Origin of the sequence: Bacillus sp. FSL K6-0268, from assembly GCF_038005425.1 — a bacterium.
Taxonomy (GTDB): domain Bacteria; phylum Bacillota; class Bacilli; order Bacillales; family Bacillaceae_G; genus Bacillus_A; species Bacillus_A thuringiensis_S.
The window spans coordinates 1,351,016-1,366,132 of the sequence record NZ_JBBOTF010000001.1 but is presented as its reverse complement, the minus strand read 5'-3'; the positions used below and the strand labels follow the sequence as shown (position 1 = coordinate 1,366,132).

Below are 15,117 nucleotides of genomic sequence, written 5' to 3'. Positions count from 1 at the left end.
CGCTTTAATGGACTGTATGAAAGAATTAATGAGATATAGTTATATGCTAATATACAAGGTTGGAGAGTATGCTGGAAAGGTCAGAGACGAAGAATTAAAAAATCTATTACAGCACCATTTACCATATATGTTACAAGCATATAATGAACAAGTAAATTTTCAAGAAGGAGAGAATGTGCAGCATATAACCTGTGAAACAACGGAGTTTGATTTGCATGAAATGGAAAAGGAGACAGTTAGTAAATATACAGGGGATATTCATATTGCAACCTGTTATATTGCGCACTTGAAACGATTAGCTTTAAAGTTTGCTCAAGTTGCAGTGGAAGTTGCTAATCCGGAGTTTCGCTCATTTTTGGAAAATTGTTTCTTGAAAATGAACCGTTACGCTTATAGTGTGTGGCAATATGTTATGAAGAAGGAATATAAGATTACACATCTATATGAAAATGAAAAGTTTGCATGAGAAACTAAGGCGGAATGGTATGCGCCTTAGTTTTTTTACGTCCATTGAGAGGGGAAAACTAGTTTTATTGTGTATCAATTGGAAATGAAATATATAAATTTAAATTAGGTTTTGTTATCAGAAAATTTACAAAAATTTACCGTATATTTACTGTTTTTCAATCTCTTCTTTAAAAATAGAGAGTAATATGAGGTTGTACATATTCTATCACAAGGGGGAAACGCAAATGAATAAATGGGTTAAATCATTAACTGCTATGGCACTTGCAAGTTCTTTATTAATGGTAGGTTGTAGTAAAGGTGAGGACAAGAAGAAAGAAGACGAAACAACAACACAACAAGAGGACAAAAACGATAAAGAAACAAGCGGAACTGAGAAGTCTACGGATTCTAAAGAAAAGAAATAATGTAATAATAGAGCTTCCTCTTTTATATGAGGAAGCTTTTTTGTTGTAAATTGATTGAGATTATTGAAAAATAGAAAGAGAATGAAAGAGGGGGAAAACAAATGAAAGTATGTATATTGGGAGCAACAGGACGAGTAGGTTCAAATATAATTAATTTAGCATTAAAGGATTCAGCTGAAGTGACTGCATTAGCGCGTGATTTAAATAGAATAGAAATACAACATGAAAGGTTACGAGTTATAGAAGGTAATGTATTGAACGAAGAGGATATAAAGAAAGCGATAGAAGGAAGTGATATAGTAATTAGTGCACTTGGAACGGATCAAAATAGAACATTAGCGAAGAGTATGCCACAAATTATAAAGCAAATGGAAGAAGCAGGGGTTCATAAAATTATTACAGTAGGAACAGCCGGTATTTTACAAGCAAGAACAAATCCAAATTTATATCGTTTCCAATCAACGGAATCCAAAAGGAAAACGACAACAGCAGCAGAAGATCATTTGGCTGCATATAAGGTACTAAGTAATAGTAATAATTTATGTTGGACAGTTGTTTGTCCGACACATTTAATAGATGGTGAGGCGACAGAGGTATATCGAACTGAAAAAGATATATTGCCAGAAGGTGGATCAAAAATTACAGTGGGTGATACGGCACACTTTGCATGGGATCTATGTAAGAAAAACATATATGAAAATAGCCGAGTAGGTATTGCATATTAAAAAACCATCCCGAAGTCGGGATGGTTAAAAGATGATATAACATACGAAGATGATAATCATAATGATTTGGAGAATTGCTTTCGCTACTGTACTGCTTAAAAAACCAACTACAGTAGCGACTCCAACTAGAAAGGCATCTTTTGGCGCTTTTTTATGCACTAGTTCTGTTATAAATACTGATAAGAACGGTATGATAATAAGTCCGAATGGTGGGAAGAAAAACGATCCAACAATGATAGAAATCATTCCGACACGTTCGCCCCATTTAGAACTACCGTATTTTTTTAAGAAATATCCATTTGCAATAAAATCAGCAACGAAAATGAAAAGAGTGAAAATGACTTGAATAATCCAAAAAGAAGTTGTTAATTCTCCTCCATTTATACCGAAATGGTAAATCAAATATCCAGCCCAGACAGCTAGTATGCCAGGGATAATGGGATAAATAAAGGCGAGAAATGAAACAATGAAACAGGCAATGATACAAATTGTTAATAAAACAGTCACTTTATAGCTCCTTTTTAATATCTAGTTTATGTACAGCAACTTTTTTGACTTGATGTCCATCAAGTTCTAATACTTTAAATTGAAAACCAGCATATTCAATGGAATAGCCAGCTTCAATATTTAAGTCAACTGCTTGAGAGAGAATCCACCCTCCGATTGTATCTAAATCACTATCATCAATATGTAGGCCAAACATATCATTTACTTCAGAAATAAGTACCTTTCCATCTACAACAGTAAGCTTAGGTGTACGTTTTTCAATCATAGGTGGTTCATCCGCATCGAATTCATCTTGAATTTCTCCAATGATTTCTTCAAGAATATCTTCCATCGTTAAAAGTCCGGCAGTGCCACCATATTCATCCATAACGATTGCCATCTGAACGCGATTTTTTTGAAGGTGGACTAACGTTTTACGAATTGGAACTGTTTCAAATACAGTTAGAACAGGATGTATATAAGATTCAAGTGGTTTATAAATACCTTTCGTTTGATCATGGAATACTTCTTTCGTATTGATCATCCCAATGATATCATCTTTATCTTTTTCAATGATTGGATAGCGTGTATATTTCTCAGTAGCGACGATATCCATATTTTCTTCTAACGTATTTTCAGTAGATAAGCAAATCATTTCGGTACGAGGAACCATAATTTCTTTCGCAACTCGATCATCAAATTCAAAAATGTTATTTACATATTTATATTCGGTTTGGTTTATTTCACCGCTTTTAAAACTTTCACCTAAAATGAGTCGCAATTCCTCTTCAGAATGAGCAAGTTCATTTTCTTTCGCAGGTTCTAATCCGAGTAGTTTTGTGAAAAATATAGCTGCACTATTTAGTAGCCAAATGAATGGATACATAATTTTATCAAATAAAATAAGTGGTCTTGCAAATTTGAGTGTGATTGCTTCTGCTTTTTGAATTGCGAAAGACTTTGGAACTAACTCACCTAATACAACGTGGAAAAATGTAATAACACTAAAAGCAATAACAAAAGATAAAGTGTTAGCCATTGTTCCAGTAATATTAATTTTTTCAAAGAGCGGTCGTAGCATATGCTCCACAGTCGGTTCACCAAGCCAACCAAGCCCTAAAGAAGTGATCGTAATGCCGAGTTGACAAGCTGATAAATAAACATCTAAATTAGATAGGACACTTCTTGCAGCTAAAGCTTGTTTATTACCTTCATTTGCAAGTTGGTCAATTCGACTTTTACGTACTTTTACAACAGCGAATTCTGATGCGACGAAAAAGCCAGAAATAAGAATAAGTACAAATATGAGAAAAATATTTAATATGTCCAAGTGTGTTCTCTATTCCAAGGTTTGGAATAAAGATGTCACCTCCTGCAATTATGTTATACTTTTATAATAAATCCAAATGAAAAGAATAGTCAAAGGAAAAGGGTAAATATTGGTATGTTTCTGTAATAGTTTTTGAATTTGCTGTTATTTTGTCCGCTATACAAAAGGAATAACCCCTTACTTTTAGATTATAGAGGGTAATTTCAAATTAAGGTTTTGGAACACTTCTTGTTAAAGTATATGACTGTTGCTTGGAGTAGTTTGTGGTCCATAGTGTTTGAAGAAAAGAAAGTATGCTATATGGGATATAGAGTAGTAATAAGCCTATTGTAACAATTATGGGTGAATTTCCGCCAAATTGAACGATAAATTGTAACAGTCCACTTGTATGAAAAACGCATTCCATAAAAACGAATGAAAGAATAATGGAACCTAAAATTGATTTATGATTCGAAGTAAGCGCCAAAAACAATGTATCCACAAGAAAAGAATCATGTTTTATTTCATATTCATTTGTGTTTTTCAAGAAAGGAATCCATTTTTTTATTGCTTGCATAACGATAATCATGGAAGTACTACATACGATGATAAAAGATGAGTAGTAAGGAAGGTTTATAAATTGTGCGACGTATAGAAGTAGTAATAAGACTGAACATTGTAATACTACAGTGCAAAAAGAGTAAGGTATCCAATTCAATACAGTAGTAAACTTTTTAAACGAGTTAGGTACTTTGAAAAATAAATGGCCGATACCCAAACTTATGAAAAATCCGATCGCAAGGGTAAAAGTAAAACGAACAATCGATATAAAATATATTTCCCATATGTAAGGGAATAATGGTGTTGAATGATTAGAAGTATGTATCATTTGATTTGCTGAGAAAAAGATAGATTCATGCATCCAATCAACCTTTGGAATTGATATAGAAGAAAGCTGTGCGAAGTTTTGAAAAATGCTAATAAATCCATTTTGATAAGAGTAATTGTGTGTAATAAAAAGAGCTGGAATTGGACTTATGGCAAAAATAACAATAACACCAATTATTAATTTGTATATATGTGAGCGTAATAAGGACATATAACCACCTACTCTTGGAATATTCAGAAAATTCTTATTCTTATTTTAGCCGTTTTTGGAGCAAGTTACAATATATTTTTCTTTAAGTATCGGTAGATGGATAGTTTTAAATTCTTTTTAGAAATCTATTTTATGTATGAAATATAAAGCAGAAACGGGTATGTAACAGTACGAATACAAAAAGCGTGAACAGTTTTGCATTTTCACACTTTTTGTATGGAATGAAGAGAAATGTAGGGAAGTGTCGAAAGGATTAAATAGATTTTTTTAATTTGAAAGTGATACCATGTAATTAAACGGTGTTTAAATCTTTGTTTAACTAATAAATTCTAGAGGGGGGATATAAATTGGAGGGAAATGAAAACGTATCAACGAAAGAAAAGATTTTAAATACAACATTGGAATTAATTAAAACAGAAGGTTTTGAAAGGGTAACGATAAGAAAAATTGCAGCATTGTCAGATGTAAATATCGCGCTTGTAAATTACCATTTTGGTTCAAAAGAAAAGTTGATTAGTGAGACGATTAGAGTCTTATTAATTAGCTTTCAAGGCACTTTTTCTATTTTAGATAATATTACAGTGCCAGCAAAAGAAAGATTAAAAATATTTTTATTGGATTATGTACTAGTAATTCGGCAATATCCGAAGTTAGTTAGGAAGATTATTGCAATGGGAACTACGGCATTTACATCTCAATACGAATATGGGGATTTTTTGAAGAGGCTAGGTTTTAGTAAAGTGAAGAATATTTTGAGCGAAATAACGAATGAAACGGATCAGGAAATTTTAATGATGATGACAGTACAAATATTTGGATCTATTTTTCTTCCCACATTAATGATGCCAATTCTCGAATCAGGGGCAGATATAAAAGTACCATCTGTAGAAAAACAGATTGATTTCCTAATTGAACGCTATTTTTATAAAAATTGAGATAGTGGGTGATAGAGATGGCTAGTTTCTTTAGAAAGCATTGGTGTGATATAGGATTAGTGGTCGCTATTGTTGTCGTAGTTTGTTTAGTCGCGAATTTGGGAGAAATGAGTGAAATGAAAGTACTGTTATGGTTAAGTTTTGTGGCCATTTTAGTGCATCAATTTGAAGAGTATCGTTGGCCAGGTTATTTTGCTGGTCTATTTAATGTAGTTATATTTAAAAGTGATATACCAGATCGCTATCCATTAAATACGCAATCTGCTATGGTAATAAATATTTTGATTACGTATGTTTTTTATTTACTCCCGGTTTTCTTTCAAAATATAATATGGCTTGGGTTGGCACCTATTTTAATGGGATTTTTTCAATTCATATGGCATGGTATTTTTGCGAATATAAAAGCTAAAACAATATATAATCCGGGATTAGGTGCGGTTGTATTACTACATGTTCCAATTGGTTATGTATATATGAGATATATTCTTTTACACAATCTGGCTACAAATTTGGATTGGTTATTTGGGGTGATCTACTTTCTAATAGCTACCTATTTTTTAATTATAAAAGGAAATATATTAATGAAAAGTAAGGAGACAAATCATTACTTTTCTAAAAAGCAACTAGGTCCGTACAAATGATACATTGAAGTGATTCAGAATTCAGAGGAAGGGTTTTAGATGCTGAAGAAAGTGCAAGTGAAGGATTCATGAATAAATTATGACAAGAAAATGGAAAATTTTCAGAAAAATAAAATAAATTATTTATTTTTTTCTGAAAATATAATATAGTTATGGCACAGAAAGTATTTTAACATAAGGAGGCTTTTTATGAGGATTAAAGGGAATTACGTGCCGAAAAGGGAAGTTTTACTGTGCTCAAGTTCGATTACGATAGGGGAAGCGTTAGAGCATTTAAATAAAACGGGGTATCGTTGTGTACCAGTTTTAGATGAAAAAAAAGAGAAATTTTTAGGGAATATATATAAAGTAGATATTTTAGAATATAAAGGATCGCTTGATGAGAGTGTAATACAATTATTAAACGATAAAGAAGGATTTGTGAGAGAAGATTCATCTTTCTTTAAAGTATTTTTTACAATAAAAAAATTGCCATATTTATCAGTAGTTGACGAAAAAGGGATTTTCCTTGGAATTTTAACGCATAAAAAAGTTTTTGAGTTATTAGAGGATGCATGGGGCGTTCACTCTAGTAAATACTCTGTCATGATTGGAACGCAAGACTATAATGGAGCAATTCAAAAGTTATCGACAGTTTTAAAGAAATACACTGGTATTCAAAGTTTGATGACTTTTGATAATGATGCCTTATTAGTTCGTAGAATTATGTTTACATTAGGAGAAGAGTTTAACGACGGTGAATTAGAGACATTATTGAAAGATTTAGAAGATCACGGATTTAGAGTTGTGTATGTGGAAGAGATGAAAAATCCACGTGAAGTTGAAACGATAGAGTAACATACAAAAGCCATCTAATTATCTTGGATGGCTTTTGTTATGTTACGTGTGTAAAGTTATTTGAAAATAACGATAGGATAATAGGAGAGATTGTAACAATATTTGTGTAAGAGAATAAAAATTGTAGATAATTTCGATTTTCAAAAAAATCAATTTGAAAATATGTTTTTATTTTGCAACTAAATATGTTACTATATGTGTGATAAAAACAAAGAGGTCTGACAACTATACTCCACGTAATAACACTCTAATGATTTAAAAATTCAAAAAAATCAAAATTCGAAAATAACAATTGTATTAATGATTAGAGTAAAAATAAGGGGAATGGAGAAATTATGGAGAAAGACACTGCTTTGTAAGGGGCATATTTTATCATCTTGAGCAGAGAGGAGGATGCATAGCATATTGTAAAATATAGAGATAAACAATGGAAAAGTGCTATGCAAATGAAGAGCATGAAGGGACGTTTAAGGCCAGGTGATACGGTAGCAATTGGTTTAATGCTATTTGCATTATTTTTAGGAGCAGGAAATTTAATTTTTCCGCCAGTTTTAGGTCAACAAGCAGGAGAGAATGTTTGGATTGCTACAATAGGATTCCTTGTAACGGGAGTCGGATTACCCCTACTAGCTGTAACAGCTGTCGCGTTTGTAGAGGGGGACTTGAAAGCGCTGTCTTCTAGAGTCCACCCTATATTTGCGTTTATTTTCCCATTGATTAGTTATTTAGCAATTGGACCATTTTTCGCAATCCCGCGTACTGGAGCTGTTTCGTTTGAAATGGGTATGAAGCCGTTTTTATCAGAGGCAATGGTTTCAGAGTGGTACATGCTATTTCTTTTCACGATAGTTTTCTTCGGAATAACGTGGTATTTATCATTAAATCCATCTAAATTAGTGGATTGGTTCGGAAAGTTTCTTACGCCACTATTGGTATTAATTGTCGCTGTTATTGTCGGAAAGGCAATTATTGATCCAATTGGAGAGCCGGCTGCGCCGTTAGCTGCTTACAAAGAAAATGCTTTCTTTGGTGGATTTATTCAAGGATATTTAACGATGGATGCAATTAGTGCTCTCGTATTTGGAATTGTCGTTGTACAAGTTATTCGCTCTAAAGGGATAAAAGAGAGTAGTCAAATTGCAAAAATAACAGTCGTATCAGGTATTATTGCTGTACTTGGTTTAACGTTAATTTATTTATCACTTGCTTATCTTGGTTCAACAAGTACATCACTTGGTGTCTCAGAAAACGGTGGTCTTATTTTAACGAATGTTGTAAATGAGCTATATGGGACGAGTGGTAAAATTTTATTGGGGCTTGTTATTATACTCGCTTGTTTAACAACTTCTGTTGGGTTAACATCTGCGTGTGCGGGTTTCTTTACAAACTTATTCCCAAAACTTTCACATAAAACGATTGTAACAATGGTATGTGTATTTAGTTTAATTGTATCTAACCTAGGTTTAACACAATTAATCGCCGTAACATTACCTGTGTTAATGATCATTTATCCAGTTGCAATTGTATTAATCGTACTTTCGTATTTCCATAAGTGGATTGGGAAGCGTAATACAATTTATATTGGAGCTATTTTAGGTGCATTGTTAATTAGTTTCTTTAACGGTTTAGAAAGTGCGAACATTAAAATTGACGTGATTTCTAATGTACTACAAATGTTACCGTTATATAACGAAGGAATCGGATGGTTAATTCCATCATGTATTGGCGGGATTCTCGGTTTCTTCCTCTATAAATCAAATGAATCAAGTAAATTACAAAAGAAAGGTGCTTAGGCACCTTTCTTTTTTTGAAGGGGATTTTTATATTTTGTCTAAGTAATAATTGGGAGGAATGATAAAATGGCTAATTTTGAAGATTTTTTAAATTTGGATTTGCGAATTGGAACTGTAATACATGCAGAGGAATTTAAAGAAGCGAGAGTTCCAGCGATTAAACTAGAAATTGATTTTGGAGAAATTGGGATAAAGCAGTCAAGTGCTCAAATTACGAAAAGGTATAGCCCAGAAGGTTTAGTCGGTCAACAAATTGTTGCTGTTGTAAATTTCCCGCCAAAGCGTGTAGCTGGATTTAAATCGGAAGTGCTTGTGCTTGGCGGCGTTCCTGAAGCTGATGATGTTGTGTTGCTTCAGCCTAATATGGAATTGCCAAATGGAACAAAAATTAGCTAGGGTGAAGGCAGGGGCTAATATGGGTATCGGACGAGAATATTTACAATGTGCGATTTCGAACTTTAAAGCAACAAAGAAGCAAGGGGAACGGGCACTTTCTCAATTATCATACGAACAAATACAATGGTCTTCTCATGAAGAAACAAATAGTATAGCGATTATTATAAAGCATCTGCATGGTAATATGCGTTCTAGATGGACGGATTTTTTAACATCTGATGGTGAAAAAGTTGATCGTGACCGAGATGGTGAATTTGAAGGAGGCTATTCTTCAAAGAAGGAAGCCCTTGCAGCGTGGCAAGAAGGATGGGAATACGTTTTTAATACGATGAATACGATATTGCCGGAACATCTATTGAAGACGGTATACATTCGTGGTGAAGCTCATACGGTCCTGCAAGCAATTGAAAGGCAAATTTCTCATTATGCATTGCATATTGGACAGATTATTTACATCGGTAAAATGTTAAAAGAAAATGAGTGGCTATGTTTAAGCATTCCTAAAGGACAGTCAACTCGTTATGTAGAGAAAAAACGTTCAACATAATAATAAGAAAGAAACCGATAAAAAATGGGGAAAAAGAAAGTCAGCCAAATAATAGATGGTTCTGTAATCATAAGAATACTGCCAAAAATAAGTCCATATACAATAAGAAAGAAATTGAAAAGTGTATTCACAGGGAGAAACCGTGAGATGAACACTTGCTGTCGTTTAAAACAATCACTGTGAAATAAATAAAAGCGGAAGCACCATGTGGCTGTAATAAGATCTTTCTTTCTTACAATTCTTTTTTTGCATGTATGACAGATAAATGGTGGTTGCATTTCATTACGCTCCATTTTTTATTTTCATAATAATGTGAGACAAAAGTAGGTACAAAGTGTAAGTTCCTATATACGCTCCTGCAATAAGGAAAAATGGATTCAGTAAAATTCCATGAATGCTTGTCATGAAAACTAAATCTTGTATTAAAACATCGTATATATTAATGGAAATAATTGTACCGAGTACATACAGTGCCAAGTACGCAGAAATATGTAGCACAATAGAGACTTTTGGATGCTTAGCGGACAAATAAAAAATGAATGATAGAGCGATTGGTAATATTCCTATTAATAGCTTCAATTCATTTCACCTCATTAACAATATAGCCGAAATTTTAACGGTCTATTCTCTAGGGCTTGTACATAACTTGAAATAGAGAGGTGATAGTATGAATCGGGGCTTTTTTTTTATGAAGTTTACAAGCATGCGTAAGTTAGTTTTATTTGTTATTACTACAGTGCTAGCGACTTTTTTTCTTATTAGTATGATGGTAACCTCTATGAAAGAGACGAAGTCAACGTATTTATATAATTGGTTAAATGAGTTATCGATGAATGGTTACATGTATGTACTTGGAAAAGAGAATCATTATTTTACACAGGAGTATCGAAATTTGAATCAAGATTTTTCAATTTCTTCTTTTCTCTTTTCTATGGCTACAAATATTCGCTTTAATGATGTACGCAGTTTTGTCGGGAAAGAGCTCCCTGGGTTTGGTAAGTACGATACAGAAATTGTTATTGCGGGTGAGGGTACAAATTATTCTAACTTACCGATAGAGTCGAGTGTCCCTCTTGAAGAAGTAGTGAAGGAACGGACTAGTGGAACTGGACAAGCACCTAAACAAGATACGAGTAAAGAGAAAAAACAGCCGTCCCAAACGACCGGGAAAAGACAAGTTGCGTTTATTTATCATACACATAGCTGGGAATCCTATTTACCTTTACTTAACTTAACGAATGACCCGAATCCGAATAAAGCAACGAGTTCTGTATCGAATATTTCTATATTAGGAGACCGTTTCCGTGAACAACTAGAAGGTGAAGGAATTGGCGCCACTAACGATAAGAGTGATGTTGGTCAAAAGTTAATAAGTAAAGGTTTAAACAGTAATAGTTCGTATAAGATGTCACGAGAAATTGTGCAGCAAGCTATGGCTGGAAATAAAGATCTTCAATACTTTTTTGATTTGCATCGTGATAGTGCCCGAAAGAATGTAACGACAAAAACAATTGGAGATAAATCATATGCAAAGCTTGCATTTGTAGTAGGGAAAGGAAATAAAAACTATGAAAAAAACTTACAATTAGCGACAGCTTTACATGAGGCGATTAATAAGAAATATCCAGGAGTGAGTCGTGGGGTCATTCAAAAAGGGTTCCAGACAGGAAATGGAATCTATAATCAAGACCTATCAGGACAAGCGATATTAATAGAAGTTGGCGGTGTAGATAATACAGAGGAAGAATTGAATCGATCAATTGATGCACTTGCTAAAGCATTTGGTGAATATTTTTGGCAGGCAGAAAAAGTGAATGGATAAAGTGAAATTTAAATTGGTGAGAGACCTCACCTGATGAAGATGAGTTCACAGTATTTTTGAAAAAACGTAAGTGTAATGCTTGCGTTTTTTCTTTGTAATGATGAGACGTCACAGAATAGACATAATTTGTCGTTGTTATAGTAATATCGAAATTTGTCAATTTATAGTAGGAGATTTACAAAGGGATTTTCGGGAAAGTAGAGAAAATCTTTTTATAAGGAAAACTTTTTATTATGAAACTGGTAGGGTGATTGAAGTGATTAGGGAAATCGAAATAGAAGATGCAGCATCATTTTTGCAATTAAGTAAGCAATTAGATGAAGAAACGAAGTTTATGTTATATGAACCAGGAGAAAGAAAAACTACAGCTGAGCAACAAGAAAAAATGATCCATCGCTTTATAGAAAATGAATATGCAACAATATTTGTAGCAGTTGAAGATGAGAGGATAGTAGGTTTTATATTAGTGAATGGAAATAACATTCAAAGAAAGAGGCATGTAGCAACCATTGTAATTGGTATTTTGCAAGAGTATAACGGGCGAGGTATTGGGACGAGATTGTTTAAAGAGGTTGAGAAGTGGGCAAAATTACATGATGTATGGCGTTTAGAATTAACAGTAATGGCCCACAATACAAGAGCTCAGGCACTATATAAAAAAGCTGGATTTGAGAAAGAAGGTGTCAAAAAAGCTGCTCTTATTATCGATGGAAAGGGCATCGATGAGTATGAAATGGCCAAATTATTAAAATAAGAGGTCGTTATATGAAAAAAAGATGGGCACTACTTGGTATCATAGCTGCAATAATTATTGTTGGAGTAGCAGGAATCAATTATAAAATGTATAAGGATAAGCAGGCGCGGGAAGTAAGTGTAAATAGCATATTTCCGAAAGCAAAAGAAACGATTGCTAATATGGATGGGGATATTGCGGTAATTAATAATCCGAATTCAATGCTTGTACTTGTGAATAAAAGTAGGCGTTTACCAGATGGGTATAGACCGCCAGATTTAGTTATTCCGAAAGTGCGCTACTCTAGTGAAGGTGATCAAGAAAAGAAAAAGATGAGAAAAGAGGCAGCGAGGGCGCTTGAGGATATGTTTCAGCAGGCTGACAACGAGCGTATTTTCCTGTTTGCAGTTTCTGGATTTAGATCTTTTGATCGACAAAAAGCATTAAATACGATGTATAAAAAACAAGATGGAGAAGCAAAAACAGCAATGTCTAGCGCGGTTCCTGGTACAAGTGAGCATCAAACTGGACTAGCTATGGATATTACGTCTCAATCTGCTAAATTTCAGTTAGAGACGGTTTTTGGGGAAACGAAAGAAGGTCAGTGGCTTTCTGAAAATGCCCATAAATTTGGTTTTGTGATTCGATACACAAAAGCGAAAGAGACGATTACGGGCTATCGGTATGAACCATGGCACGTAAGGTATGTGGGAAATCCACAAGCTACATATTTGTATGATAATCAACTGACGCTTGAAGAAGTAACAGAGTGAACAATTGAGGGGAGAGGCGTACAATGACGATATTATATAAGAAAAAAGTACATGCATATATTACAAGAGAAAAAGAGGGGGTTATGCAATTACTTGTTTTTAAACATCGTGATATACATGAAGCTGGTATTCAAGTGCCAGGGGGAACGGTTGATGAAGGTGAAACGTTAGAAGCGGCTATATTGCGTGAAGTACAGGAAGAATCCGGATTGCGTCATTTATGCATAGAGCGTTTTTTAGCAGATTACATTATACATATGAAAGAAAAACAGGAATATGAAAAACGCCACTTTTTCCATGTAACTTTACTAACAGATGTAAAGGATACTTGGGAACATATTGTAAGTGCTGGTGAGGAAGATAAAGGATTAGTATTTTGCTACGAATGGATTAATATTGCAAAATGCCCTGAATTAGCTGGGAAACAAGGTGAGTTTTTACATTTGTTAGATGAAGTATACGCACAGTAATGTAAGAGTCTGAAGCGAAGGTTAATCCGTTTCAGACTTTTTTTATTTTTCGGGAAATTAAAGGTGTTTAAATAAGGAAATTGAATTTCTTTAAAGGGATATTAATTTAGGATGTGTTGAGGTGAAAAAATGAAAAAGTAAGGGGTATACGCTAAAAAAGTTCATATAAGGGAGAATATAAATGGAAATTCAGTTTAATCCAATCTTAAAAACGGAACTAACAATTCAAGATATTCAAAATGAAATGGAATCTGGAAAGTTAACTTCAAAAGAGCTAGTGATGTATTATCTCTATAGAATCGCAAAGTATGATCAAGACGGACCGAAAATCAATTCAATTTTAGAAATCAATCCAGATGCTATTTTTATTGCAGAAGCGTTAGATCATGAAAGAAAGACAAAGGGTGTAAGGGGTCCGCTACATGGTATACCTGTTTTGGTTAAGGATAATATTGAAACGAATGACTCCATGCATACAAGTGCAGGTACGATTGCTCTAGAACAAAATATAAGTAGTGAAGATGCATTTCTCGTTACTAAACTGCGAGAAGCAGGGGCCGTGATAATAGGAAAAACGAATATGACAGAATTAGCAAATGCAATGTCTTTTAAAATGTGGGCTGGATATAGTGCAAGAGGTGGTCAAACAATTAATCCATACGGAACGGGTAAGGATGGTATGTTTGTTGGGGGCTCAAGTACAGGCTCTGCGATAGCAGTTGCCGCTAACTTTACAGTAGTATCTATTGGGACAGAAACCGATGCTTCTATTTTGAGCCCCGCTGTTCAAAACTCTGTAGTTGGCATTAAACCGACTGTCGGTCTAATTAGTCGTAGAGGAATTATTCCATTCACTTATTCGCAAGATACAGCTGGACCATTTGCTAGAACAGTAACAGATGCCGCTATTTTACTAGGGAGCTTAACTGGAGTGGATGAGAAAGATGTAGCAACTCGTAAAAGTGAAGGTAGGGCATATCAGGATTATACATCTTACCTTGATGCTAATGGTTTAAATGGAGCGAAAATTGGTGTGTTTAACGACGCACCAAAAGATTATTACGAAAATGGTGAGTATGATGAAAAATTGTTTAAAGAAACGATCCAAGTATTACGTAATGAGGGAGCGGCAGTAGTAGAGAATATTGATATTCATTCTTTTCATAGAGAATGGAGTTGGGGAGTTCCGCTTTATGAACTGAAGCATAGTTTAGATAACTATCTTTCTAAATTACGTTCTATTATTCCGGTACATTCTATTTCGGAGTTAATGGAGTTTAATAAAAACATGGCAGAAAGAGCTTTAAAATATGGACAAACTAAGTTAGAGGGAAGAAAAGATTTTCCTAATACGTTACGAAATCCAGAATATTTAAATGCGAGATTAGAAGATATATATTTTTCTCAAGAACAAGGCATTGATTTTGCATTGGAAAAATATAATCTTGATGCGATACTGTTTCCTTCCTATATAGGTTCTACTATATGTGCGAAAGCGGGTTATCCGTCTATAGCAATACCAGCAGGGTATATGGAAAGCGGGAGACCTTTTGGAATTACGATTGCAAGTACTGCCTTTAGTGAAGGGATATTAATTAAGCTAGCTTACGCTTTTGAACAGGCGACAAAACATAGAAAAATCCCGAACTTGTCATGAACAGAATAAACAAAAAGGACAG

At 34.0% G+C, this 15,117-nt stretch carries 19 protein-coding genes; 14 read left to right on the top strand and 5 right to left on the bottom strand.

Annotated elements, in window-relative coordinates:
• Positions 1-7 precede the first annotated feature (7 nt).
• From MHI28_RS06860 to MHI28_RS06850, 3 genes are all read left to right on the top strand, one after another.
• A complete protein-coding gene (locus MHI28_RS06860) occupies positions 8-466 on the top strand; it encodes a spore coat protein (protein ID WP_000340541.1) in 459 nt (152 codons plus the stop codon).
• A gap of 226 nt (positions 467-692) precedes the next feature.
• On the top strand, positions 693-872 hold the full coding sequence (locus MHI28_RS06855) for a hypothetical protein (protein ID WP_001045963.1): 180 nt from the start codon (positions 693-695) through the stop codon (positions 870-872).
• Positions 873-973: 101 nt separating this feature from the next.
• A complete protein-coding gene (locus MHI28_RS06850) occupies positions 974-1,597 on the top strand; it encodes an NAD(P)-dependent oxidoreductase (RefSeq protein ID WP_000861641.1) in 624 nt (207 codons plus the stop codon).
• A 24-nt stretch (positions 1,598-1,621) separates the two neighbouring features.
• Here MHI28_RS06850 and MHI28_RS06845 read toward each other — a convergent pair whose 3' ends face one another.
• The 3 genes from MHI28_RS06845 to MHI28_RS06835 form a co-directional block, all read right to left on the bottom strand.
• Positions 1,622-2,104, bottom strand: coding sequence for a DUF456 domain-containing protein (locus MHI28_RS06845; RefSeq protein ID WP_000217335.1), 483 nt, complete (start codon positions 2,102-2,104; stop codon positions 1,622-1,624).
• A gap of 1 nt (position 2,105) precedes the next feature.
• Positions 2,106-3,413, bottom strand: a complete 1,308-nt coding sequence (locus tag MHI28_RS06840; protein ID WP_000353743.1) for a hemolysin family protein — start codon at positions 3,411-3,413, stop codon at positions 2,106-2,108.
• 208 nt (positions 3,414-3,621) lie between these two features.
• The gene (locus MHI28_RS06835; RefSeq protein ID WP_000055306.1) at positions 3,622-4,491 is read right to left on the bottom strand and encodes a hypothetical protein; all 870 of its coding nucleotides are present in this window, start codon (positions 4,489-4,491) and stop codon (positions 3,622-3,624) included.
• A 347-nt stretch (positions 4,492-4,838) separates the two neighbouring features.
• On the opposite strand from MHI28_RS06835, the gene MHI28_RS06830 reads away from it, so the two are divergent.
• From MHI28_RS06830 to MHI28_RS06805, 6 genes are all read left to right on the top strand, one after another.
• Positions 4,839-5,426 carry a TetR/AcrR family transcriptional regulator gene (locus MHI28_RS06830; protein ID WP_000398854.1) on the top strand — a complete coding sequence of 196 codons (588 nt, stop codon included), beginning with the start codon at positions 4,839-4,841 and terminating at the stop codon, positions 5,424-5,426.
• 17 nt (positions 5,427-5,443) lie between these two features.
• The gene (locus MHI28_RS06825) at positions 5,444-6,067 is read left to right on the top strand and encodes an HXXEE domain-containing protein (RefSeq protein WP_000135769.1); all 624 of its coding nucleotides are present in this window, start codon (positions 5,444-5,446) and stop codon (positions 6,065-6,067) included.
• Positions 6,068-6,256: 189 nt separating this feature from the next.
• Positions 6,257-6,904: a cyclic di-AMP binding protein CbpA gene (cbpA, locus tag MHI28_RS06820; protein ID WP_001220522.1), complete on the top strand. Its 648-nt coding sequence runs from the start codon at positions 6,257-6,259 to the stop codon at positions 6,902-6,904.
• 455 nt (positions 6,905-7,359) lie between these two features.
• A complete protein-coding gene (gene brnQ4, locus MHI28_RS06815) occupies positions 7,360-8,697 on the top strand; it encodes a branched-chain amino acid transport system II carrier protein BrnQ4 (RefSeq protein WP_395939124.1) in 1,338 nt (445 codons plus the stop codon).
• Positions 8,698-8,763: 66 nt separating this feature from the next.
• Positions 8,764-9,093 carry a chaperone CsaA gene (gene csaA, locus MHI28_RS06810; protein ID WP_001263021.1) on the top strand — a complete coding sequence of 110 codons (330 nt, stop codon included), beginning with the start codon at positions 8,764-8,766 and terminating at the stop codon, positions 9,091-9,093.
• Positions 9,074-9,640 (top strand): DUF1572 domain-containing protein, encoded by a 567-nt coding sequence (locus MHI28_RS06805; RefSeq protein WP_000435822.1) that lies wholly within the window; start codon positions 9,074-9,076, stop codon positions 9,638-9,640. The genes csaA and MHI28_RS06805 overlap by 20 nt, the downstream gene beginning before the upstream one ends.
• Here the strand turns inward: MHI28_RS06805 and MHI28_RS06800 are convergent.
• Both MHI28_RS06800 and MHI28_RS06795 read right to left on the bottom strand, forming a co-directional pair.
• Positions 9,613-9,918, bottom strand: coding sequence for a hypothetical protein (locus MHI28_RS06800; protein ID WP_043333388.1), 306 nt, complete (start codon positions 9,916-9,918; stop codon positions 9,613-9,615). The genes MHI28_RS06805 and MHI28_RS06800 overlap by 28 nt on opposite strands.
• Before the next feature lie 4 nt (positions 9,919-9,922).
• Entirely contained in the window at positions 9,923-10,219 is a 297-nt protein-coding gene (locus tag MHI28_RS06795; protein ID WP_000770731.1) for a hypothetical protein, read from the bottom strand.
• Positions 10,220-10,307: 88 nt separating this feature from the next.
• On the opposite strand from MHI28_RS06795, the gene spoIIP reads away from it, so the two are divergent.
• From spoIIP to MHI28_RS06770, 5 genes are all read left to right on the top strand, one after another.
• Entirely contained in the window at positions 10,308-11,462 is a 1,155-nt protein-coding gene (gene spoIIP / locus MHI28_RS06790; protein ID WP_001079284.1) for a stage II sporulation protein P, read from the top strand.
• Between the two features lie 256 nt (positions 11,463-11,718).
• Positions 11,719-12,216 (top strand): GNAT family N-acetyltransferase, encoded by a 498-nt coding sequence (locus tag MHI28_RS06785; RefSeq protein ID WP_000617571.1) that lies wholly within the window; start codon positions 11,719-11,721, stop codon positions 12,214-12,216.
• An 11-nt stretch (positions 12,217-12,227) separates the two neighbouring features.
• Complete coding sequence (locus tag MHI28_RS06780) at positions 12,228-12,968, top strand: M15 family metallopeptidase (RefSeq protein ID WP_000747643.1); 741 nt, start codon at positions 12,228-12,230, stop codon at positions 12,966-12,968.
• 23 nt (positions 12,969-12,991) lie between these two features.
• Entirely contained in the window at positions 12,992-13,438 is a 447-nt protein-coding gene (locus tag MHI28_RS06775) for an NUDIX hydrolase (protein ID WP_340827726.1), read from the top strand.
• Positions 13,439-13,619: 181 nt separating this feature from the next.
• Positions 13,620-15,095 (top strand): amidase family protein, encoded by a 1,476-nt coding sequence (locus tag MHI28_RS06770; protein WP_000405403.1) that lies wholly within the window; start codon positions 13,620-13,622, stop codon positions 15,093-15,095.
• Positions 15,096-15,117: the final 22 nt, after the last annotated feature.

What these genes read in the sequence shown, in the direction of transcription:
- MHI28_RS06775 (WP_340827726.1), top strand. Translation starts at nt 12,992, where the DNA reads ATGACGATATTATATAAGAAAAAAGTACATGCATATATTACAAGAGAA.
- MHI28_RS06825 (WP_000135769.1), top strand. Translation starts at nt 5,444, where the DNA reads ATGGCTAGTTTCTTTAGAAAGCATTGGTGTGATATAGGATTAGTGGTC.
- MHI28_RS06855 (WP_001045963.1), top strand. Translation starts at nt 693, where the DNA reads ATGAATAAATGGGTTAAATCATTAACTGCTATGGCACTTGCAAGTTCT.
- cbpA (WP_001220522.1), top strand. Translation starts at nt 6,257, where the DNA reads ATGAGGATTAAAGGGAATTACGTGCCGAAAAGGGAAGTTTTACTGTGC.
- MHI28_RS06850 (WP_000861641.1), top strand. Translation starts at nt 974, where the DNA reads ATGAAAGTATGTATATTGGGAGCAACAGGACGAGTAGGTTCAAATATA.
- MHI28_RS06860 (WP_000340541.1), top strand. Translation starts at nt 8, where the DNA reads ATGGACTGTATGAAAGAATTAATGAGATATAGTTATATGCTAATATAC.
- MHI28_RS06835 (WP_000055306.1), bottom strand. Translation starts at nt 4,491, where the DNA reads ATGTCCTTATTACGCTCACATATATACAAATTAATAATTGGTGTTATT.
- csaA (WP_001263021.1), top strand. Translation starts at nt 8,764, where the DNA reads ATGGCTAATTTTGAAGATTTTTTAAATTTGGATTTGCGAATTGGAACT.
- MHI28_RS06805 (WP_000435822.1), top strand. Translation starts at nt 9,074, where the DNA reads ATGGAACAAAAATTAGCTAGGGTGAAGGCAGGGGCTAATATGGGTATC.
- MHI28_RS06780 (WP_000747643.1), top strand. Translation starts at nt 12,228, where the DNA reads ATGAAAAAAAGATGGGCACTACTTGGTATCATAGCTGCAATAATTATT.
- brnQ4 (WP_395939124.1), top strand. Translation starts at nt 7,360, where the DNA reads ATGAAGGGACGTTTAAGGCCAGGTGATACGGTAGCAATTGGTTTAATG.
- MHI28_RS06800 (WP_043333388.1), bottom strand. Translation starts at nt 9,918, where the DNA reads ATGCAACCACCATTTATCTGTCATACATGCAAAAAAAGAATTGTAAGA.
- MHI28_RS06770 (WP_000405403.1), top strand. Translation starts at nt 13,620, where the DNA reads ATGGAAATTCAGTTTAATCCAATCTTAAAAACGGAACTAACAATTCAA.
- spoIIP (WP_001079284.1), top strand. Translation starts at nt 10,308, where the DNA reads ATGAATCGGGGCTTTTTTTTTATGAAGTTTACAAGCATGCGTAAGTTA.